The organism is Caballeronia sp. LZ034LL (assembly GCF_031451215.1).
GTDB lineage: Bacteria > Pseudomonadota > Gammaproteobacteria > Burkholderiales > Burkholderiaceae > Caballeronia.
Genome location: NZ_JARUXR010000002.1, coordinates 615,118 through 636,706, shown reverse-complemented (window position 1 = coordinate 636,706; position 21,589 = coordinate 615,118). Strand labels below are relative to the sequence as shown.

The following is a 21,589-nucleotide window of genomic DNA, read 5'->3' as shown; positions in this document are numbered from 1 at the left end:
CGTATTGCTTACTGCCTGGTTGTTGTCTGGCTTCTGCCATAGCATTAGCCTACCCTGAGAGTCTCACTTCGATTACTTTGCCTGGGAAGACACGTGTATGAAGATTCCTGTGCTCATTGTTGGCGCCGGCCCGGTGGGGATGACGCTGGCATCCGAACTCGATCGCTACGGCATTCCTGTTCGTATCGTTGACAAGGCGCCGCACCGAACCGACAAGTCCAAAGCCATGGTGCTCTGGAGCAGGACGCTGGAGCTGCTTGACCGGGGCGTGGGCGGCGCGGCGCCCTTCGTCGATGCCGGCTTCAAACTCGAGGGCGTGACGTTCATTGCGAACGATCGAGTCGTGGGTCGAGTCGCCATGGATTCGATTCCGAGCTTGCACAACTACGCGCTGGCGCTGCCACAGTCAGAGACTGAGCGACTGCTGGAGGAGCGGCTGGTCAAGCAGGGAGTCCGCGTCGAGCGCGACGTCGAGGCGACGATGATCGCACCTGACGATTCAGGGGCAGACACGGTGCTGGTTCATGGTGATGGTCGAAAGGAAACCGTACGCGCTGACTGGATGATCGGGTGCGACGGTGCACACAGCACAGTACGCCATGCCATGAGCGTTCCTTTCGCGGGGGAGACGCTGTTGAGCGACTGGTTCCTCGCAGACGTACACATGAGCGGCTACCCTCGGCCGGATACTGACGCTTCCATTCATTGGCATAAGGACGGCGTCCTGCTTATCTTCCCGATTCAGCCAGGGCGTTACAGGATCATCGGCGATCTGCCGGCCACTGAAGGCGCCATTCCGCCGACACCGACGCTCGATCAGGTGCAGGACCTTGTGGATCAGCGTGGCCCCGCCGGCACCCGCTTGAGTGGCGCGATCTGGCTGTCCGGTTTCCGCATAAACGGCCGCAAAGTCGCGAGCTATCGAGAAAGCCACACGTTCCTTGCCGGAGACGCTGCTCATATTCACAGCCCTGCAGGCGGACAGGGCATGAATACGGGCATGCAGGATGCCATGAATCTCGGCTGGAAACTTGCCCTCGTCATCAAAGGTGATGCCGACGAATCCTTGCTCGACAGCTACAGTCCTGAACGGAGTTCAGTGGGAGATACGGTACTCAAGGCGGCTGAGCGGCTGACTGCCGTCGCCACGATTCGTAATCCGGTAGCACAGCAGCTTCGCAATCTCGCCGCGCATTTTGCATTGAGACTGACGCACTTCTCCAGCGGTGTTGCTGAAACGATGTCGGAGGTCGACATTCACTGGACAGAGAGTGGCGCCAGTCGAGGGGCAGGCTCCCGCTGGCTCGGGGTCACGGCCTCTGTTTGTTCTGTATGGAACGGGAAGCAGTCAGGTCGAAAGTCTCGTGAGCACATTTCCTGGCCTGCTCGATGCCAATATCAATCCGCCGCTGCACGCCGATACGATCTCGCTCGTGCGCCCGGATGGTTATCTGGCGTGTTCGTCTCGGGACACTGGCGAGATTGCGGCTTATCTTCGTCGAATCGAAGGATCATCTCGAATGCGCGCTTCGTAGGTATTCAGAGCATCGACCGGTCAGGATGGACAAAAAATTCCTTCGACCAATTGGGCGATAGCGAACCGCGATTGAATTCGAACAGTTGTGGGGAACGATGCGTTTGAGTGGACTTTAAAGACGGCTGATAAGGCTTGACAGACGTCTCATGGTGGGACTATTACCATCTCATCCCAAGCCGGTTCCTCTGGCCGAAGCCTCGAATGAGTTCCCCATGACGACACTCCTGGTCTTCGCTTTAGTCTTGCCCTGGTTACTCATCGTCTTTGGCTGCTGGTTTGGCTATCAGCTGCTGCGTCAACACGGACGAATCTTGTTGAGCCTGGAAGCGCTCGAAAAGGGCTTTCAGGGCGGACTCGCTGAGCCGCCCGGTCCTGCATCGGCAGCGCTGAGCGGCCTCTCGCCAGGCTCCATCGCGCCCGACTTCGAATTGCCTGATCTTTCGGGAACGCTTCGCCGGCTCTCAGAGTTTCGAGGCAGTCCTGTCCTGCTCATCTTCTTCAACCCGGCCTGCAGTTTTTGCACGAGCATGATGCCGAATTTGAGCGCCTTCGCGCGTGAGGGCGAAGGCAGCAAGCCAATGCCGCTGGTGATCACCACAGGGGAAGCCGAGGTCAACCGTCAGATCTTCCAGGCGCACGGCTTCGAATGCCCGGTGCTGCTGCAGAAACAGATGGAAGTGGCCGCGCAGTATCGGGCGAACGGTACGCCGGTGGGCTACCTGATCGACGAGGCGGGAAGCGTCGCCAGCGAATTGGCCATGGGCGCGGCAGCCTTGCTCGCATTAGCGACGCCTCAAGCCGTCAAGGGACCGGACAGCGAGCATCCGGCCGCTCGGGGAAACAAGCCCCTGGAGAAAAGCCGACTCAACCGCAGCGGCCTCAAAGCCGGAACGCCTGCGCCGAATTTTCGCTTGCCGAGCCTCGATGGAGAGGAGCATGCCCTTGAGGATTTCCGAGGCAGGCGAGTGTTGCTGGTCTTTACCGACCCGGCTTGCGGCCCATGCGAGCGTCTGGCGCCGGATCTGGAGCGCGTGCATCGGGAGCGGAAAGACGTGCTGGTGCTCATGGTGAGCCGGCAGGATGCAGAAACGAACCGCCAGAAGGTGGCCAAGCTGGGACTAACGCTCCTGGTAGTGCTGCAGAGAAACTGGGAAGTCTCGCTCCAGTACGCGACCTTCGCTACGCCGGTGGGTTATCTCATCGATGAGCGTGGAGTACTGGGATCAGATGTCGCGGAAGGAGCCGATGCCATATTGGCCCTGGCAGACAGCCAGAGCGCGCTTTCAAACCGCGCTGAAAGTTTTTTGTGATTGATCGATTGATTTCTCCGGAACGCAATGCTTACCGATTCCAGGACGCCGCCATGAAAACCCGCCCCGCCAATTCAAATGCAACGGACCATCGATTCGATGCCTGGACCAAGGCTATCGCGCGCAAGCCGGCCCGGCGCAAAACCTTGCAACTGATAGGCGGTGGCTTGTTTGGGGCGTTCCTGACTTCGCTGGGATCGAGAAGCCGGGCTGCGAGCAGTACTGCTGCCGCTTCTTCCAGCGCTTCGCTCACTGCCGGCGCCGCCGATAACATCGCGGCCGCTTTGGCAAACAATGGGCTTGCGATCTGCCGCAACCAGGAATACGCGTTATGCGCGGGTGTCCAATGCTTCGTGTACAACAGCGTGGCCTATTGCCGCTGCAACGTGTTGTATGGCGACAGCGTCAGCCGCCGCTTGTCCTATCCCGGCGGGGACGTTTGCAACGTGAATATCGAAGGTTCCAGCAACGGTTTTGTCGTGAGCACGTTCAGCGTTCCCCCGGCAAGCGTAGGGCCCTCCGGAACCCGAGCGCTTTACTTCTGCCCCCCATCGTCAAAGTCTGGCGCCTATGCCTCATGCGATGGCGGCATCTGTTTCGCGAGCACACGAGGCCAATCGTTCCCGGGCCTCGGCCGGCTCGGACAAGACCAGATCGTGTGTTCCTGTCCGATTGCGAGCGGCGCTTCAGGCCAGGCGGCCAAGGTAGGCCACCAGATCTTCGGCCCATACCCGTGCCAGGTCTCCTTCTTCGCGAACTGCACGAGCGCCGGCGCCAGCGGAGACAACGGTACGATCATCTACGAAGGGGCGCCTACCGGCTCGTATGAAATTGGCGCCTTCGTGTTGAACCGCGCACCGGCTCATTTCAACATGTGTCTTCCATAGCGACAGCCCCTGCGGGGGCTGCCTTTCGCGCTGTGGCCTTGCCGCTTAGTTCGAGAGTTCTTTCCGAACGATTTCCGCACCCGCACTCAAGGCACTCAGCTTGCCTCTCGCGATGGCACGCGACAACGGCGCCATGCCGCAGTTAGTGCAGGGATAGAGCTTGTCGGCATCCACGAACTGCAGCGCTTTGCGCAACGTGCTGGCGACTTCATCTGCGGTTTCGATGGTATCGCTTGCCACATCGATGGCGCCCACCATCACCTTCTTCCCTCGAATGAGCTCGATCAGCTCCATGGGAACGTGCGAGTTGTGACATTCCAGCGAAACCATGTCGATACTGGACTTCTGCAGCTTCGGGAAAGCTTCCTCGTATTGCCGCCACTCCGATCCCAGTGTCTTCTTCCAGTCCGTATTGGCCTTGATGCCATAGCCATAGCAGATATGCACGGCGGTCTCGCACTTGAGACCTTCGATCGCCCGCTCCAGCGTGGCGACGCCCCATTCATTCACCTCATCGAAGAACACATTGAAGGCGGGCTCGTCGAATTGAATGATGTCGACGCCGGCGGCCTCCAACTCTTTGGCTTCCTCGTTCAGGATCTTGGCGAACTCCCAGGCGAGCTTTTCGCGACTCTTGTAATGATCGTCGTAAAGCGTATCGATCATGGTCATCGGGCCCGGCAACGCCCATTTGATGGGCTGCGTGGTCTGCTGGCGCAGGAACCTGGCATCCTCGACGAAGACCGGCTTTTGCCGGGCGACCGCATCGACGACCGTCGGCACGCTGGCATCATAGCGATCGCGAATGCGGACGGTCTTGCGATTCTCGAAATCGACGCCGCTTAGGTGCTCGATGAACGTGGTGACGAAATGCTGGCGCGTTTGCTCGCCGTCACTGACGATATCGATGCCCGCATGTTGCTGTTCCTGCAACGACAAACGCAAGGCATCCTGCTTGCCTTCGATCAAGCCTTGTTCCTGCAATTTCCAGGGTGACCAGAGTTTCTCGGGTTCTGCAAGCCAGGAGGGTTTGGGCAAGCTGCCGGCAGTGGAGGTGGGTAGCAGTTTTTTCACGGTAGACGATCTTGCGTTGTTGTTATTCAAAGAGCGTAGTCAGCGGACCACTGCTCGAGGATAGCCTGATAAGGCTTGATGAATTGCTCTTCAACAAACCGTCCCTGCTCGATAGCCAGCCGGCTTCGTTCTTCCCGGTCGTAGACAATTCAAGTCAAGGAAAAATCCTGGTGTTTCAAGCTGGGCTGATAGGATTTTCCTGCCGGAGAATTCGCGTTGTAGATCTCGGGCCGGTAAATCTTCTGGAAGCTGTCCATCGTGCTGATGGTGCTGATCAGCTCGAGATTGGTGTAGTCAGAAAGCAGATCGCCAGTGAAGTAGAAGGCCAGGGGCGCAACGCTGTTCGCGGGCATGAAATAGCGAACCTTCAAGCCCATTTTTTCGAAATATTCGTCGGTCAGGGAGTAGGCATCCTGCTGGTATTCGACGCCCAGTACAGGGTGCTGGTTCGCAGTCCGCCGATAGGTCTTGCTGCTCGAAACACTGAGGCATATCACGGGCGGCTTGGCGAAGTGATCCTTGTAAGCGCGTGAATTGATGAAGCTCTTGAACAGATTCCCGTGCAGGTCACCGAAATTGTCGGGCGTGCTGAAGCCAGTCTGGCTCTTGTTATGTTCCGGCAATACGACGCTGAAGTCATAATCCCGCACATAAGACGAAAAGTTATTTCCTGCGATGCCTTCGATGACCTTCCTGGTTTTCCGGTCGAGAATGCTCGTGTTCAGTATTTCGATCAAGGGCAGCGCATTCGACCTGCTTTCACCGCCAAGGTCCATTTCCACGGAAATGATATCCAACTTGACGGAATACCGATCACCTTCAGGATTGTCCCAATGCGCCAATGCATTGAAACGATTGTCGATCATCGTGAACGTATTGCGCAAGTTATCCTGGCGGCTCGTTCCTCTCGCCAGGTTGGCAAAATTGGTCGTGATTCGCGTATTGTCCGCAGGATGATAGTCTTCATCGAAGCGGATGCTGTTTATGGCAAATTTGATCTCTTTACTCATCGTGACCTGCACCCTGATTTCTGATTTGAAACCCGCATCTGTCCGTTGCTGGTTCAATGCTTCGCGCATCTCTTCAGAAGGGAACTGACTGGCAGCGATGATATAGTTTTAGAAGCATGAATAAAAATGGATTTATTTCATGCGAGCATCAAATTTGTTCATGGATGGGGTGGGGCTGGATCGCGGTCGTCTGACGGGCGTGCGGAAAGCGGCGCGGCAAGGTTCGCTCACGGCCGCCCGTCCGTGCGAATCAACTGCCGTAAGGGTCGAACTGGAAGTACTTCGCGGCAATCTGCTTGTAAGTCCCGTCGGCCAGCATGTCCGACAGCGCCTTGTTGATCTTTTCCTTTAGATCGACATCGGTTTTCCTGATGCCGATGCCCGCGCCGTTGCTCGCATATACATTGTCTCCGGTGAACTTGAAGTCGGCCCCTTGCGGAGTGCGGAGGAAGCCATATTCGCCGACGGCTGCATCGGTGAAGCAGCTATCGAGACGGCCTGCCGCGAGATCCGCAAAAACCTGGTCGAAGTGCGGGTAGGAGACCACCCGGGCTCCGGCGGGCGCCCAATGTTCCTTCGCATAGGTCTCCGGCACCGTACCTTGTTGAACGCCGATGGACTTGCCTTTCAGGGACTCGGCTGTCGGCTCCAGATTCGCATCCTTGCGCACGATCAGCTTATTCGGCGTCTTGTATAGCCTCGAAGTGAAATCGATCACCTGTTTGCGCTTGTCCGTGATCGACATGGACGCCAGAATGGCGTCGAACTTCTTGGCCTGAAGCGCCGGAATCATGCCGTCGAAGTCGTTCTGCACCCACTCGCATTTCGCATGGATCCGCTTGCAGATCTCCGTGCCGAGATCGATGTCGAATCCAACCAGCTTGCCACTGGCATTGCGCGAGGAAAACGGCGGATGCGACGGATCGATGCCGTATCGAAGCGTGGACCCGTCTTGCGCGTTGCTGGCTGATGTTGCGAAAGCCGTCGCGCAAAAGAGAAGGGCTGAGATGAGTCTTTTCATCGGTGTGAGTGTCCGGCTGATGATGGGGGGATAACAAAGATGTTCAAGCCGCGACCATGAACCGCGCCGACGACCCGTTCGATACCTACCTGCTGCGCGTGCTGTGTGCGCTGATCGCCGAACGCTGCGCGCGCTTTCTATACTCGACGCGACAGTCGAGCACAGGAGACGCAAGCCCATGTCATCGTCGATCAACCTACGAGCCGTCGACGCACTCGATCGCGACGCATTCGTGCAGACCTTCGGAAGCGTGTTCGAACATTTTCCTCAGGCCGCCCTGGGCGCGTATGAGAAACGCCCGTTCGCATCGGTCTCGGCCTTGCATGAAGCGATGATGAACGTGGTCCGTCATCTCGACGTGGATGCCCAGCGCGCGTTTCTTAACCGGCACCCGTTGTTGTCCGGCGCCAATGTACGGGCCGGCACCATGACAGCGGATTCGGATGCCGAGCAGAATAGCGCCGGCCTCGGCGAACTGACGAGCGAGGAGGATGCGTTGCTCGAGCGGCTCAATGCCGTCTATCTGGCGCGACATGGATTTCCGTTCATCGTGTGCGTGCGGCATTACACGCGCGAGGGCATTTTCAGTGCTTTCGAGCGCCGCATTGCGCGCAGCACGCGTGATGAGCTGGATGAAGCGTTGGCGCAGATTGCGGCGATCACTCATGCGCGATTGAACGCGCGCCTGAGTTGACTCAAGCTTCGGCAAGACGGCCTGGCTCGCGTTTCACGGGACATTCGAACCGGCCTCGACGCCTGCTATTCTGCCGACATGCGGCGCTTTTCGATGGAAGTAGTTTGCAGCAAGATAGCGGCGTTGGGCATGACACATCTGGCGAGATAGATCGCTTCGTCTTTTGTTCTCGCCTGTGCAAGCGAGACCCCGGCGGTGCCAGGAAACTCGACTTGCCACCCTCCGCATGAATCTGGCCGGACAATGACGGCAGCACTGTTGACGCCGTTTACTGCGCTCATGAAGTCCTCACTCGTGAGAATGCACGAGACCCAAGTATGAACGTCGAGGAATTGTTTGAATGCGTACGGAACCGTCCCATGAAGCGCAGTGCTGGTGCTGATAGCTTGATAAAGCGGGGAGTGCGCAATTTCTTATCGACGATCTGCATAGGTCGAATGCTTTGTAGAGCCATTAACTGCATGTCGCCATGTATGTGCGGCTCCGCTCATAACTCTTCCGTTCATGACGAACGTAATCCGCCTATTACGTACACGCCGCATATGGGTGCTTAAGGTCAGAATCGAATCCTGATCACTATCCATCCTCACCATGCGTCAGAACTTTGGCAAACGGCCGAAACTCGTGCTCTTCGCGAAACCGGCAACGCCTCATCCAGGTACCACGCCGGATGACTTCGCGATTTATGCGTCTTACCGCGGCAGTCAGACTGCGGGTTATATGGGAACGTTGAAAGTCGTGCGGAAAACGGATAGCAGACTGCTTTTTCCGTTTGACGGAGCGGAACAGATCGGGCCGTTCAAGACAGTGAACGAGGCTATCCAGCCCGCTCAGGCCAAGGGCGAGAGTATCGTGACCGGCGATATCGCAAACCCCGAGATCTAAGCGGACGCAGCGCCAGAACGGGTGCGCCCGCTACGGGCTCAGGGCAATGCATAAGCGATGACGTAATCACCGAGCGTCGTCCTGAAGGAGCCATGTCCTCCCGCCGCAATCAGCACATATTGTTTTCCATTGGCTTCATAGGTCATGGGCGTCGCCTGGCCACCCGCCGGAAGCCTGGCTTGCCACAGCTCGGCGCCGTTGTCGGTACCGTAGGCGCGCAGGTAATTGTCGGCGGTTGCCGCGATGAAGAAGACACGGCCTGCGGTCGTGACGGGTCCGCCAAGCATCGGCATGCCCATCCGGAAGGGGATTGGAATCGGTGATGCGTCGCGCGTCGTGCCGATGCGCTTCTTCCATATCACCTTGTTCGTGTCGAGATCGAGCGCGGCGACATAGCCCCATGCAGGTTGCTTGCAGGGCAGGTTCAGGGGCGACAGGAACGGATTCAGTTCGACACCGTACGGCACGCCATACTGCGGTTGAATACCGACCTCCGTGCCGGTGCCTGCCTGCCCCGCCTGGGGCGGCTCGACAGGATTTCCGGGGCCGCGCGGCACCAGTTGCGAAACGAAGGGCAACGCAATGGGATTGGCAATGGCAAGTCGACGATCGGTATCGACAGCAAGTCCGCCCCATTCGAACATGCCCAGATTGCCGGGGAAGACCAGCGTGCCCCGTTCCGACGGCGGTGTGAACGGTCCTTCATAGCGCAGCCGGTGAAACATCACGCGGCATACCAACTGGTCGAACATCGTTGCGCCCCACATATCAGCTCCGGTCAGGTTCTTCTGTGGGCGGAAGGTGAGTTGCGAGAACGGCTGCGTAGGCGACAGACGATCTCCCTTCGCCGGGCCCTGCGGCACCGGCTGCTCGGGTGCCGGCACGATCGGCCTGCCGGTGCGGCGATCGAGCACGAAGATGTTGCCTGTCTTGGCCGGTGCGTAGATGGCAGGCACGATATTGCCGTCCCGGTCCCGGATATCGGCGATGGTCGGCTGCGCCGGAAGGTCCATGTCCCAGAGATCGTGGTGGACGGTCTGATAGAACCAAGCGAGTTTGCCGGTGGTTGCATTGAGCGCAAGCAAGCCGCTCGCGTAACGTTCCTGGTCCGGCGTGCGATGGCCGCCCCAGATGTCCGGCGTGGACACGCCCATAGGCAGATAGACCAGATCGAGTTGCGGATCGTAGGCGGCGGGCGCCCAGGAATTCGGCGAGTTCTGGGTGAAAGTGTGCTGATCGTCGGGAATGGCGTTGGGGTCGCGCGCGCCGGGATCGAATGCCCACAGAAGCTTGCCTGTTTCGACATCGAATCCGCGAATGACGCCGGACGGTTCGCGCGTGCCGAAGTTATCGGTCACGGCCCCCGCAACGACGATCACTTTCGCGGTCACGACGGGCGGCGACGTCGGCTCATATTGACCCGGTGTCTTGACCGGCTGAAGGTGCTGGAGGTCGAGCACCCCGTTGTCCGCAAAACCGGGGCACGGCTTGCCGGTATCGGCATCGAGTTCAAAGAGGCGGCCATCGTTCACCGGCAACACGACACGGCGGGCGCACGTGTTCCCTGTTACGGGCGTGCCGCTTCGACGGGCGGCCGAACTCTCCGGTGTCTCATGCCAGGACACGCCACGGCAGGTGACGTGCTGGAAACTGGGATCAGGCTTGAGTCCTGGATTGAAGCGCCATTTCTCACGGCCCGTTGCGCCGTCTATCGCAATGGCAATCTGGTGCGGCGTGCAGAAGTAGAGCGTGCCGTCAACGGCGATCGGCGTGACCTCGTCAGTGATTTCGACGGGATCGTCCGGACCTTTCATGTCGCCGGTGCGAAAGCGCCATGCTTCCCTGAGATTCGCAACGTTCCTGTCGTTGATCTGCGCAAGCGGTGAGTAACGCGTGCCGCCCTGCGTATTGCCGTAGGCGAGCCAATCGCCCGGCTTCTGGCTGGTTCCAGCCTGCGTTCCAGTAGCGTTGACGGGCTTCTCATCCGCGCGGCTCAAGGTCCCGTTAATCTGTTGCGGATCGTTGAAGCTGGCGTAGCCCAGCGCGACCCCGGACAGTAGGAGCGTGGCGGCAAGCGCGAACGCAGCCGGACGCGTGGGTTCAAGTATGGATCGACGAACGAACGGCAACAGCAGCCAGATTCCCGCGACAACCAGCACGTCGAGCCGTGGCGCCAGCGCCCAGAAATCGAAGCCGGCTTCCGCTACTGCCCAGCCGAGCGTACAGAGCAGCAGCAGCGCATACAGCCAGAGCGCCAGGACTTGGGCGCGCCAGAAACACCACGCCACCATCAGCAGCACGATGCCGGTCAACGCGTAGTAAGGCGTTCCGCCGATCATGACAAGCCAGCTGCCGACAATGACGAGATAGAGTCCCGCAAGCGCCAGGAACACGACCGACAGCCAGCCGGGCACAGAAAGACTGCGCCGCGGCGCCGGACGAGGAGGGATGGATGATGGAGCGTTCATTCTTTACATGTCGTCAACGTGATTGCGCCGCTTTGCACGTCCGCGAGTGGAAGGCCTAGCCCTCGGCGCCTACTGCCTTGGATACTTCTGCGGGCGTCTGGAAGTCCTGGTCAGGCAGCTTTTCGAGCGCGGACATGACGGCGTCGCCGGCGTTGTGCTTACGAGCCGTCTCGATGATGGTCTGCCGGTTCGCCGGGTAGTCGATACCCTTCAAGGCCTTCTGCAATTCGATAAAGACACTGTTCGAACCGCCGCCTGCATTTTGCGTAGTCATGGATGTCCTCCGGTGATCGACAGCAAGATCAGTTTCAGCCGCAGGTGACTCACAGCAGTCGGTGTGCCAATGTTCCTCGTCACGCATCCAGTGTCCACCACATGAGAAGCCAAGAGTGTGCTATTGCATGACCGGCAGCTTGCGGATGGCAACGGATACGTACACGGAGAAGTGCGTCCGTCGCCTTTTGCTGATGGTCGAACTGTGGCCTACTTGGAAGAAGGTTTCGGCGCTTCAGTCACTGTTGTCTCGCTTCGCTCCTCGCCGGGACGCCCACGTCCGTCAAGGACACCATCGGGGACAGCATGGATCTTGCCGATTTCATCGAGTCGCATCTTGAATGGGTGCTGAACGACTGGGCGGTGCAGGCCGGCCGGCTGGGCGTCGCCCAACCCCATCCGCAGCCCGGCGAACTGGAAGACTCGGCCGTGCGTCTGGTCAAGCAGATCATCGCTGACATGCGACGGCCGCAAACGAAAGGCGAGCGCGATGCGAAAGGTATCGGCGACAGGCCAGATCATTCGCCCGGCGTCAGCACTGCTGCGCGTGCCCACGCAGAACAGCGTCTCAAGCTTGGCCTGTCGCTCAGCGACATGGTCGCGGAGTATCGCGCCTTGCGCGCGAGCGTGGTTCGCCACTGGTTCGACGCATCGCTCGACGAGACCGAGGAAAGCACTCATCAGCTCGTACGTTTCAACGAGGCAGTCGATCAGGCGCTGACTGAATCCGTCGCATGCTATTCGAACTCGCTGCAGCGCATGCGGGATGTGTTCGTCGGCATCCTTGCACACGATCTGCGAACGCCGCTGGGCGCCATCTCCAATTCCGCCCACTATCTGATGCGCCTGGAAGATCTGTCCGAGAAGCCGCTGCGAGCCGCAGCGAATATTCACCGCAGCAGCCAGAGGGCGCAGATGATCGTCGGCGATCTCGTCGATTTCACGAGAATCCGTCTCGGGGGCATGCTGCCCATCAAGCTTGGGCCGGTGCGTCTCGATCAAGTCTGTGAGCACGCGCTCGCGGAGATCGGCGCCTTGCACCCGGCGCAGACCCTGCAGCCGCACTTTCACGGCAACCTGGCAGGTGTATGGGATGCCGCACGAGTCGAGGAAATGCTCGTCAACCTGCTTGAGAATGCCATCGATCATGGCAGGGAAGGGGGCGACATTGTGCTCGAAGCCACCGGTCTGGACGGCACGGTGACGCTGTCCGTGACCAACGAGGGCAACCCGATTCCCAGTGAGGACCTTCGTACGCTGTTCGATCCGCTCAAGCGACGGGCGTCTTCGCCGACGCCCCGCCGGGCAGGCGCCGGTCTGGGTCTGGGACTCTACATCGCGCGGGAGATTGCAACGGCACACGGCGGCGCGATTACCGTGACGTCGTCGCACGTGACGCGCTTTACTGTGACATTGCCGCGCGAATCCGCGCCGAACGAGCGCCGGCCCGAGTGAGCGCAGTCTCCGTTCTTTCACGGTGTGCCTGGAACTGCGCTGTCCTTGTCTGACCGGTTTCTACCCGGGCCCGCGCGTTGCGGGCGGATTGGCGAAGGGCAACTGCGAAGCACGCGATTACCCGTACATCCGGGCATCGCAGCAGGCTGTCGAATCTTCAAATAGCCGGCGCGAAGCCGGGCGTGCCGATGAAAGCACGCATAGCGTTGCTTTCTCCAATCCAGACAAGGAGCCAACCATGAAAGCGGTCGTTTTTCACGCTGTCGGCAACATCTCGCTCGACAATGTCGCCGATCCGTCCATTCAGCACGACCAGGACGCCATCGTCCGGATCACCGCGAGCGCCGTGTGCGGAACGGACCTGCACATGGTGCGTGGAACGTTGCCTGGGATGAAGCCCGGGACCATTCTCGGTCATGAAGGCGTGGGTGTGATTGAAGAGATCGGCAAGGGCGTGCGCAACTTCAAACGTGGCGACCGCGTGCTGATTCCGTCAACGATCTCGTGCGGCCATTGTTCGTATTGCCGCAAGGGCTACACCGCGCAATGCGACGAGGCGAATCCCAACGGCGCGGCGGCCGGCACTACATTCTTCGGCGGACCGCAGTCGACCGGTCCGGTCAATGGCCTGCAAGCGCAATATGCGCGCACGCCGCTTGCCCATGCAAGCCTGATCAGACTGCCGGAAAACGTCGACGACGAACGTGCGATCCTGATCTCCGATATCTTCCCGACTGGTTTCTTCGGTGCGCAACTTGCCGAAGTCGGCCGCGGCGATACCGTGGCGGTGTTTGGCGCGGGTCCGGTGGGTCAGTTCGCGATAGCCAGTGCGTTCATGCTTGGAGCAGGTCGCGTGATCGCCGTCGACCGGCTCGCGGATCGGCTTGAGATGGCGCGCGCGCAAGGCGCGGAAGCAGTCAACTTCGATGAGGAAGATCCGGTCGAGGCCATTCTCGCGTTGACGGGCGGCGTTGGCGTGGATCGCGCGATCGATGCAGTGGGCGTTGATTCACAACATGCGCAGCAAGGCCCCGCAGCCACGCAAGACAGCGTGGAGCGAGGCGAATCCGAAAGCCGGATCGTCACGCCCGAGCGCAACGTGGCGAACGGCAACTGGGTTCCCGGCGATGCACCCACACAGGCTCTCGACTGGAGCATTGGCGCGTTGGCGAAGGCGGGCACGCTCGGCATCATCGGCGTCTATCCGCCCGGCGACCGCTTCTTCCCGATCGGGGTGGCGATGAACAAGAACCTGACGCTCAAGATGGGAAACTGTAACCATCGCGCAGTTACGCCGGGATTGATCGAGCGCGTGCGCAACGGCTCCTTCGACCCGTTGCACGTGCTGACCACGCGCGAGCCGCTGATGAACGTCATCGATGCCTATAAGGCATTCGACAAGCGGCAACCGGGCTGGATCAAGGTTGCGCTGGAGCCTGTCGCGTGAAGCCGGAAATCGCGAAGCCGCTCGAGTCGAGCATGCCGATCATCAAGCCTTCGGCCATCAGTGCGGAATGCCATGTCATGAGCCGTCGCGCTCGAGTCGCGTGATATGTTCGACGATGAGTTGTCGATGCTCGATCATGGCTTTGAGCGTGCCTTGGAGCGTCTCCAGCAAGTCAACGGCCGTTTCAGTATTGTGTCCATCCCGGCGCAGCTCTTCCACGATTTCGCTCTGTCGGGCAATTCGCGACCGAGCCTGCTCAATGTCCCGGTCCGCCTTGGCCAGGACCTGCTTCTCGTCGTCGATGTTCATGTGCGCCTCCGTTCGAATTTACAAAACTGAGCAAGAATGGAGCAAATCTGGCGTCTCTTGGGCGTGTTGATTTCGACGGGTCACGGCTTGATAGGCAAGCTATCCGTACTGCCCGGCCCCATCAGAATTTGTTCATACTTGCGCTCGCGCCGGTCGCACGGCGTGTTTGACCTCGGAAGTTTTTAAGCCCGCTATAAGCGGGCTTCTTTTCGCTTAAGCGTTTCTTAAGTTCTTCGCTGCAACAATATCAGGCTGGTTTCCGTCGCGGCTCGCTCCAGGTCGCTTGTCATCGATTTCAGAGCGGTTTAGGGCCCATGGGACTTATTCAATACTGCGCCACGTGCGGCGGGTCTTTCTTCTCCGATGATGACGCATCTGCCAGCAATTTTTGTCCCGTATGCCGGTCGCCGCTTTTTCTGGCCATTGCAACGACCGTCAAGTTTGCGCAGGCTGCGAACGATCCGCACCATTCGGCAAACGACCCGCCCGAGGCGGAGTGATCACGGTCTTGACCGGCATGGTCGTGTCAGCAGTAAGTCGAGATAGCATTCCACGGCTTCGGACGCTGCCCACTCGCCAAAACAATCATTCGCGCAAACGCATTTACAAGAAGCAAGGTCGAAGGCAAGCCGGTTCACGGCGGCTCGATGCCGCGCGCCGCCGTAAAGAAAGGAGAACAAGATCATCTGGCTCGCGCTGTTTCTCCTTGCGCCGCCGACGGCCATGCCGAACGCATGCAGCCGGTCCCCGGCCTTCAACCTGTTCTTTAGCCTACTTGTGCAGCGTGCTGCGCAGCGACGCCACGTCGTTCGTGGTGATCGGGCGCGCGTCGTTGCCCCAGGAGGCGCGCACGTAGGTCAGCACTTGCGCGATCTGCACATCCGTGAGGCGTTCAGCAAACGACGGCATTGCCTGGCGCGGCGGCCCGTGAATGGTCGCCGGACTGTTGCCGCCTTCGACCAGCAGCCGTATGAGGGACGTCGTGTCTTCGCCGATGACAGAGGGATTGCCAGCCAGTGCCGGAAACACTTGCGGCACGCCCTTGCCGTCATCGCGATGGCACTGCGCGCAAAAGCCCGCGTAGACCGCGGCGCCCTGTGCGGGCGGAGCATCCGGCGCGCGTGTTTTCAGCCGCCCAGGTTGCGCAAGCGCTGGATCGAAGACGCCGTCGGCGGCGCCGGTCGCGGGCAACGTCTTCAAATACACCGCGATGGCACGCAGGTCGTCATCGGTCAGATACTGCAGGCTGTCCTCGATCGTTTCAACCATGCTGCCATACGCCGCGATGCCTGCGCCGTGGCCGGTCTTCATGAAGGCCGCGAGGTCTTCCGCTGTGATGCGTGCAAGACCCGAACCGGGGTCCGCACGCAGGTTCGACGCGAACCAGTTGTCGTTGAGGCCGCCCGAAAGGAACGCTTGCGATGATTCGTCATAGCCGCGCTCCTGATATCCGAGGCCGCGCGGCGTGTGACACGAACCGCAATGTCCGAGCGACTGCACGAGGTACGCTCCGCGGTTCCAGTCGGCATCGCGGTCGGGGCGAGGCGTGAAGCGTTCCTTCGGCGCGAGCGCCGCACGCCAGAGACGCAGCGCCCAGCGCTGATTGAACGGAAACGGCACCCGGGTCTCGGGCGGCTTGTACTTGACGGCAGGCACGCCCTGCATCATGTAAGCGTAGAGCGCGCGCATGTCGTCGTCCGTGATCTTGACGAAGGCGGTATAAGGCATGGCGGGATACAGACCCTTGCCGTCGCGACGCAGCCCCTCGCGCAGCGCTCTCGCGAAGTCCTCGTAGCTGTACTGGCCGATGCCTGTTTCCAGGTCCGGCGTGATATTGCTGCTGACGATGGTGCCGAACGGCGAGGTCAGTTCGAGTCCGCCGGCATACGGCGCGCCGTTCGAGGCCGCCGTGTGGCAGCCCGCGCAATCCGCGGCTTTCGCAAGGTACGCACCGCGCGCTATCAATGCCTGCGACGGCGCCGCATCTCCCGCCATGACCGCGAGCGGCCACAGAAGCAGGGCAAGAAACAGGCGGAAGACCGGTCTCGTCATGGCTGGTACAGGTAGGCAGCGATGTCGCGGGCGTCACGTTCGCTCACGCCGAGGTCGGGCATCGCGTTGCCCGGCACGACACGTTGGGGAAAGCGGATCCAGGTCTGCACATTCTCCGGCGTATTGGGCAACTTGCCCGCGATATAGGCGCGCTCGCCAAGCTTTTGCAGTGTCGGGCCAACCTTGCCGTACGCGCCCGGCACGCCGTCGATCCGGTGACACGCGCCGCAGCCGTAGCGTTGGATTGCTTCGAGACCGCGTTGCGGACTGCCGCCCACGATCGCGTCCGACGATGGCGGCCGACCCTTGCAAGCGGCGAACGCAACGACCGGCACCAGCGCGAGGATGAGCTTGTGCATGCTGTCATCCTTCACGGACGATGCCGTCGTCAACGCGCGAAGGCGGGCGTCTCATCAGCCAGCGCGCGCCGACCAGCAATCCGCCGATCAGATACGCAAGCCCGCCCGGTACCCACATGACGAGACCGCCGAGTTGCTGATCCTGCAGCGGGTCGAATCCGAGCGCGCGCGTGGTCTCGATGCACGACGGATACCAGACGTCCGGTGCGAGCGTGAGCAATGCGCCGAGTGCGCCGGTATGAATCATGGTCGTGAAGAGCGACAGCATCGCGTGGGCGTTCGACGCACCGCGCGCGTCCGATACGCGGCCGAACACGGTCCACCAGAACAGCAATGCGCTGGCGAGGAAGCTCGCATGTTGCAGCGTATGAATGCCAGGACGCGCCAGCGCGGCTTCGAAAAAGCGCGGTGCGTGCCACACCCAGAGCGCGGCGGCATGCAGCAGCCATGCGACGACCGGCAGCGTCAGCCAGCGCCACGGCAGTGCGATCCAGCGAGAGCGCGTGGCCGCGCCGATGCGCAGCCGCGCGCCGGCCGGACATGCCCAGAGCCACATGGCAAGCGGCCGGCCGATGACAAGCAGCGGCGCCGCGACGAGCATGAAGAGTTCGTGCTGCAGCATGTGCGCGGAGAACAGCCATTCACTCAGCGCATGCAGCGGCGATACCAGTGCGACGACGAGCGTGAGCCAGCCCGCAACGAACGCGCAGAGCCGTCTCGTGCGTTCCCGGCGACCGTGCGTGCTGCGCTTGCGCAGCCTCATGTAGCCGCAGAGGTAGAGCACTATGCTTGCCGTCAGCACGATGATGATCCACGGCTCGAAGGTCCATGCGAGAGGCGACGCCCCGGCCGCTCCGCCCGTCTCGGCAGCGACGTGCGCGTGAGCATCGGCACACGCGAGAAGGCCGGGAATCAGCCCGGATATCAACACGCGGACAGGAGCCATTGCGGTATCGATATGGCGATGACGGACAAGACCGACAGCGCGCCCACGCCTGCCGCGACCACGGCGACGAATGCGGGACGCGCAGGGCGGTCGGCGGAATCGGGCGTCGGCAGGGCGAGGTCACGCCGCGCCGCGCGCCAGCGCTGCCAGGCAAGCAGCGTGGCCGCCACGCACGCGAGCGCGCTCGCGCCGCTCACACCGTGCAGCAACGCCTGGCCTCCGAGCCGGCACGCCGGCGTCACGAGCACGTAGTTCAGGCTGAGGCAGCCGAGCACGATGGAGGGAGCGCCGAGCAGCGCAAACCAGACTTTCATAGCCGCGCCGCCCAGTAGATCACGCAGTAGATCGGCAGCCAGCTCAACACGACGAAGTACCAATAGAGCGCATTCTCACTGACATCGACGAAACGCTTGCTCTCGAACGGACCGGTGAACAGGAGCGCGGTCAACACGGCCGTATCGACGGTATCGGTGATCAGGTGCGTGGTATGCAGACCGAGCAGCAGCCAGACGACCGATCCATAAGCGTTGGTGTACCAGCTCACGTTCAGCGTCGCGAATTCGAAGCCGCGCAGCACGAGAAACGCCACCGACGCAGCCAGACAGAGCGCGAGCCAGATCGCCGCGTTCCTGCGCTCGCCGCGTTCCGCCGCGTTCTTCGCCAGTTGATTGGGCCAGAGACTCAGGAGGAGAACGACGGTGTTGACCGTGCCCCAGAGAAGTTCGGGAGCGTCCGCGGCCATCGGCCAGGCGGGCGCGCGCGTGCGCAGGTAGAAGTACATCATCACCGCAATGGCGAATACCGTTCCTTCTATCAGCATCAGGCCGGCGGTGCTCCACCACATCAGGCTGCGATGACTGAACGCGAAGGTGGGCAGCGCGCGGACGTCGAGCACCAACTGACTCTTGTCGGCCGCGTCGGGGCGGGGTGTGGCCTTGTGGCTATCGGCATTCATGGCTGACGCTCCCGCGCGACGGCGGCGCGGTTCTCGGCGCGATTCGGCCAGAACCAGCCGATCATCGTGACCGCCACCGGAAGCGAGGCCCAGACGATCGCCCATGGCGTATAGATGGAGCCGATGAACAACACGGTCGTCGCCACGGCGCTCACGAACGGCCAGATGGAGGGCTTCGGAAACAGCGGACGATGATCGGGCTGCGCATCGAGCACGCTCGTGACCAGCACCTCGCGCGCATCGGCGGCGAGCCCGGCGACGAACGCGGGCTGCGCCGACGGTTCCCACAGGGGATCGCGGCCGTGCACGACCGGTATCGCATCGAAATTGTGCGGCGGCGGTGGGGACGGCACGCTCCATTCGAGCGTGCCCGCGCCCCACGGGTCGGCCGGAGCGGGTTCGTCGCGGCGCATGCTTTTCACGACATTGACGATGAACAGCAGTACGGAAAACGCGATCATGTAGGCGCCGATCGTCGCGGCGAGATTCATGCCGTCCCATCCGAGCCCGTGCGGATAGGTCCACACCCGCCTTGGCATGCCGTGCAGACCGAGCAGATGCATCGGAAAGAAGGCCACGTTGAAGCCGATGAAGAAAAGCCAGAACTGCCATTTGCCGAGACGCTCGTCCAGCATGCGGCCCGCGAACTTCGGGAACCAGTAGAAGAACGCACCGAAGAGCGGAAACACGCCGCCGCCGAACAGCACGTAGTGCAGGTGCGCCACGACGAAATACGTGTCGTGAACCTGCAGGTCGAGCGGCACGGAGGCCACCATGATCCCGGTCATGCCGCCCATCACGAGAATGAAGAAAAACGCGAGCACGAAGAGCAGGGGCACGCGCAGATTGAGTTTGCCGGTCCACAATGTGCCGATCCAGCAGAAGATCTGGATCGCCGAAGGGATGGCGATCATCAGGCTCGCGGCCGTGAAGAAGCTCTTGCCGAGCTCGGGAATATTGGTCGCGAACATGTGATGCACCCACAGTCCGAATGCCAGGAACGCGGTGGCGATGAGCGACAGCACCATTGCCGGGTAGCCGAACACGGGACGGCGCGCGAAGGTCGGGATGATGGACGATATGAATCCCAGCGGCGGAATGAAGATCAGGTACACCTCGGGATGTCCGAAGAACCAGAAGAGGTGCTGCCACAGGAGCACGTCGCCCCCTTTCGCCGGGTTATAGAAATGCGTGCCGACCAGACGGTCGAGGATCAGAGCCGTGCTGCACAACATGACGGCCGGCATCGCGAAGATGACCATGAACTGCGTCACGAGCGTGGCCCAGACGAACAACGGCATCCGGTTGAGCGACATGCCGGGCGCGCGCAGCTTGAAGATGGTCGTGATCAGCACGACCGCTTCGAGAAGCCCGGAGAGCTCGGTGAAGGTGATCATCTGCGCCCAGATGTCCGCGCCCTTGTTCGGCGAGTAGTCGGGGCCGGCGAGCGGCACATAGCTGAACCAGCCGGCGTTGGGCGCGGTGTTCACGACCAGCGCGCCGAACAGCAGCAGGCCGCCGAACAGAAAGACCCAGTACGCATAGGCGTTCATGCGGGGGAAGGCAATGCTGCGTGCGCCGATCATCAGCGGCACGAGATAGGCGGCGACGGCCTGCATCACGGGCACGGCGAACAGTAACATCATCGTCGTGCCGTGCATCGTGAAGAGTTCGTTGTAGAGATTTGGACCGATCAGACGCTGGTCCGGACGCGCAAGCTGGGTGCGCATCGCGAGCGCGAGCACGCCAGCGAGAAGAAAGAACACGAAGGTCGTCACGACGAAGCGGCGCGCGATCGTCTTGTGATTGATCGCGCTCAACATGCCGATGAATCCGACCGGGTCGCGCCAGGTCTGCGCAAGCGTACTGCGCGCTTCGGGCGCGGCGTGCGGGCCGTCGGTCAGCGGCGTATCGCTCATTTCAGGGTCTCCATCCACGTGAGCAGCGCCTGCAGGTCTTCGGGCCGCAGGCGGGTGGACGGCATGGCCGTGCCCGGCTTGAGCGTTCGCGGATCGACGATCCAGCCGGCGAGATTGCCGCGATTGTTGGCGAGCGTACCGGCGGCAAGGAATTGCCGGCTTGCGACGTGCGTCAGATCGGGCCCGATGTTTCCCTGCGCCGGCGTGCCCCGAACGCTATGACAGCGCGCGCAGTCCTGCGTCAGAAACACCTCCCGGCCGCGCGCGGCAACCGTATCCAGGGTATCCACGGCAGGCAGGCGCTGCCGCGCGGCCCAGGCTTCGTATTGCGCGGGAGGATCGGCGGTGACCAGGAACGCCATCAACGCATGTTCGTAGCCGCAGAATTCGGCGCACTGTCCGCGATAGACGCCCGGTTTATCCGCGCGGAATTCGATGGTCGCGTCGCGGCCAGGAATCATGTCTTTCTTGCCGTGCAGATTGGGCACCCAGAATGTATGGATGACGTCGGCGGCCTTCAGCGCGACGACCACCGGACGGCCCACCGGGACATGGAGTTCATTGGCGAGCGTGAAAGCGGGTGCGCCATCGTCGGACAGATAGCGGGCCTGCCACCACCACTGATAGCCCGTGACTTCGATATGCAGGGCCTTGTCGACAGGCAGGCGGGACAGCGCCCGATCGGTCAGTACGTCCGCGAGAATGAGGCCGAACAGAAGGATGACCGAGATGCTGGTCGCCAGGATCACGGAAAGGCGCAAGCCAGGCTGCGAAGCGTGCGCGCCGGAGGTTTCCGGCGGCGTCGCGCGCGTGGCGCGCGGGGCGCGCAGCATGGCGAAGAAGCATGCGAGCAGGATGGCGACGAACACTGCGCAGCAAACCCCCAGCGTCAGGTGCCAGAGATCGAGGATGCGGCTGGCCTGAACGCCGGCGGGGAACAAAGCGCTTTGCATGATGAGGGCGGCCGGGTCTTATTCGCGCTGGGGCA

The 21,589-nt window shown here is 61.2% G+C and carries 20 protein-coding genes and 1 pseudogene; 7 read left to right on the top strand and 14 right to left on the bottom strand.

Features of this window, described 5'->3' with window-relative positions; genetic code table 11:
* The first annotated feature begins 97 nt into the window (after positions 1 to 97).
* The 3 genes from QCE83_RS17270 to QCE83_RS17260 all read left to right on the top strand — a co-directional run bounded on the left by QCE83_RS17270 (position 98) and on the right by QCE83_RS17260 (position 3,734).
* On the top strand, positions 98 to 1,642 hold the full coding sequence (locus QCE83_RS17270; protein WP_309813274.1) for an FAD-dependent monooxygenase: 1,545 nt from the start codon (positions 98 to 100) through the stop codon (positions 1,640 to 1,642).
* A gap of 107 nt (positions 1,643 to 1,749) precedes the next feature.
* On the top strand, positions 1,750 to 2,847 hold the full coding sequence (locus tag QCE83_RS17265) for a redoxin domain-containing protein (RefSeq protein WP_309813272.1): 1,098 nt from the start codon (positions 1,750 to 1,752) through the stop codon (positions 2,845 to 2,847).
* Between the two features lie 53 nt (positions 2,848 to 2,900).
* Positions 2,901 to 3,734: a hypothetical protein gene (locus QCE83_RS17260; RefSeq protein WP_309813269.1), complete on the top strand. Its 834-nt coding sequence runs from the start codon at positions 2,901 to 2,903 to the stop codon at positions 3,732 to 3,734.
* 45 nt (positions 3,735 to 3,779) lie between these two features.
* Here QCE83_RS17260 and QCE83_RS17255 read toward each other — a convergent pair whose 3' ends face one another.
* The 3 genes and pseudogenes from QCE83_RS17255 to QCE83_RS17245 all read right to left on the bottom strand — a co-directional run bounded on the left by QCE83_RS17255 (position 3,780) and on the right by QCE83_RS17245 (position 6,839).
* Positions 3,780 to 4,808: a methionine synthase gene (locus QCE83_RS17255; RefSeq protein WP_309813266.1), complete on the bottom strand. Its 1,029-nt coding sequence runs from the start codon at positions 4,806 to 4,808 to the stop codon at positions 3,780 to 3,782.
* Positions 4,809 to 4,834: 26 nt separating this feature from the next.
* Positions 4,835 to 5,818 (bottom strand): annotated as a pseudogene (locus tag QCE83_RS17250) (DUF1852 domain-containing protein).
* 250 nt (positions 5,819 to 6,068) lie between these two features.
* Positions 6,069 to 6,839 (bottom strand): ABC transporter substrate-binding protein, encoded by a 771-nt coding sequence (locus QCE83_RS17245; protein ID WP_309813262.1) that lies wholly within the window; start codon positions 6,837 to 6,839, stop codon positions 6,069 to 6,071.
* 178 nt (positions 6,840 to 7,017) lie between these two features.
* Between QCE83_RS17245 and uraD the strand changes: the two genes are divergently transcribed.
* Entirely contained in the window at positions 7,018 to 7,533 is a 516-nt protein-coding gene (gene uraD / locus QCE83_RS17240) for a 2-oxo-4-hydroxy-4-carboxy-5-ureidoimidazoline decarboxylase (RefSeq protein ID WP_309813259.1), read from the top strand.
* Positions 7,534 to 7,598: 65 nt separating this feature from the next.
* Here the strand turns inward: uraD and QCE83_RS17235 are convergent, their stop codons facing one another.
* Positions 7,599 to 7,814, bottom strand: coding sequence for a hypothetical protein (locus tag QCE83_RS17235; protein ID WP_309813258.1), 216 nt, complete (start codon positions 7,812 to 7,814; stop codon positions 7,599 to 7,601).
* Between the two features lie 310 nt (positions 7,815 to 8,124).
* On the opposite strand from QCE83_RS17235, the gene QCE83_RS17230 reads away from it, so the two are divergent.
* Positions 8,125 to 8,418 (top strand): DUF6723 family protein, encoded by a 294-nt coding sequence (locus QCE83_RS17230; protein WP_309813255.1) that lies wholly within the window; start codon positions 8,125 to 8,127, stop codon positions 8,416 to 8,418.
* A 38-nt stretch (positions 8,419 to 8,456) separates the two neighbouring features.
* Here QCE83_RS17230 and QCE83_RS17225 read toward each other — a convergent pair whose 3' ends face one another.
* Both QCE83_RS17225 and QCE83_RS17220 read right to left on the bottom strand, forming a co-directional pair.
* Positions 8,457 to 10,886, bottom strand: a complete 2,430-nt coding sequence (locus QCE83_RS17225) for a membrane-bound PQQ-dependent dehydrogenase, glucose/quinate/shikimate family (RefSeq protein ID WP_309813253.1) — start codon at positions 10,884 to 10,886, stop codon at positions 8,457 to 8,459.
* A 55-nt stretch (positions 10,887 to 10,941) separates the two neighbouring features.
* Positions 10,942 to 11,160, bottom strand: a complete 219-nt coding sequence (locus QCE83_RS17220) for a DUF2795 domain-containing protein (protein WP_309813251.1) — start codon at positions 11,158 to 11,160, stop codon at positions 10,942 to 10,944.
* A 305-nt stretch (positions 11,161 to 11,465) separates the two neighbouring features.
* Between QCE83_RS17220 and QCE83_RS17215 the strand changes: the two genes are divergently transcribed.
* Positions 11,466 to 12,614 (top strand): HAMP domain-containing sensor histidine kinase, encoded by a 1,149-nt coding sequence (locus QCE83_RS17215; RefSeq protein ID WP_309813248.1) that lies wholly within the window; start codon positions 11,466 to 11,468, stop codon positions 12,612 to 12,614.
* Positions 12,615 to 12,852: 238 nt separating this feature from the next.
* Entirely contained in the window at positions 12,853 to 14,061 is a 1,209-nt protein-coding gene (locus QCE83_RS17210) for a zinc-dependent alcohol dehydrogenase (RefSeq protein ID WP_309813245.1), read from the top strand.
* A 75-nt stretch (positions 14,062 to 14,136) separates the two neighbouring features.
* On the opposite strand, the gene QCE83_RS17205 is transcribed toward QCE83_RS17210, so the two are convergent.
* The 8 genes from QCE83_RS17205 to coxB all read right to left on the bottom strand — a co-directional run bounded on the left by QCE83_RS17205 (position 14,137) and on the right by coxB (position 21,554).
* Entirely contained in the window at positions 14,137 to 14,370 is a 234-nt protein-coding gene (locus QCE83_RS17205; protein WP_309813242.1) for a hypothetical protein, read from the bottom strand.
* 771 nt (positions 14,371 to 15,141) lie between these two features.
* Positions 15,142 to 16,365: a cytochrome c gene (locus tag QCE83_RS17200; protein WP_309815435.1), complete on the bottom strand. Its 1,224-nt coding sequence runs from the start codon at positions 16,363 to 16,365 to the stop codon at positions 15,142 to 15,144.
* A 53-nt stretch (positions 16,366 to 16,418) separates the two neighbouring features.
* Entirely contained in the window at positions 16,419 to 16,781 is a 363-nt protein-coding gene (locus tag QCE83_RS17195) for a c-type cytochrome (RefSeq protein WP_309813237.1), read from the bottom strand.
* Between the two features lie 4 nt (positions 16,782 to 16,785).
* Complete coding sequence (locus tag QCE83_RS17190) at positions 16,786 to 17,727, bottom strand: cytochrome c oxidase assembly protein (protein WP_309813235.1); 942 nt, start codon at positions 17,725 to 17,727, stop codon at positions 16,786 to 16,788.
* Entirely contained in the window at positions 17,706 to 18,041 is a 336-nt protein-coding gene (locus tag QCE83_RS17185; protein WP_309813232.1) for a hypothetical protein, read from the bottom strand. Before QCE83_RS17185 ends, QCE83_RS17190 begins: the two co-directional genes overlap by 22 nt.
* Complete coding sequence (locus tag QCE83_RS17180) at positions 18,038 to 18,682, bottom strand: cytochrome c oxidase subunit 3 (RefSeq protein ID WP_309813229.1); 645 nt, start codon at positions 18,680 to 18,682, stop codon at positions 18,038 to 18,040. The genes QCE83_RS17185 and QCE83_RS17180 overlap by 4 nt, the downstream gene beginning before the upstream one ends.
* Positions 18,679 to 20,601 carry a cytochrome c oxidase subunit I gene (gene ctaD / locus QCE83_RS17175; RefSeq protein ID WP_309813226.1) on the bottom strand — a complete coding sequence of 641 codons (1,923 nt, stop codon included), beginning with the start codon at positions 20,599 to 20,601 and terminating at the stop codon, positions 18,679 to 18,681. Before ctaD ends, QCE83_RS17180 begins: the two co-directional genes overlap by 4 nt.
* Complete coding sequence (gene coxB, locus QCE83_RS17170; RefSeq protein ID WP_309813223.1) at positions 20,598 to 21,554, bottom strand: cytochrome c oxidase subunit II; 957 nt, start codon at positions 21,552 to 21,554, stop codon at positions 20,598 to 20,600. Before coxB ends, ctaD begins: the two co-directional genes overlap by 4 nt.
* Between the last annotated feature and the right edge of the window lie 35 nt (positions 21,555 to 21,589).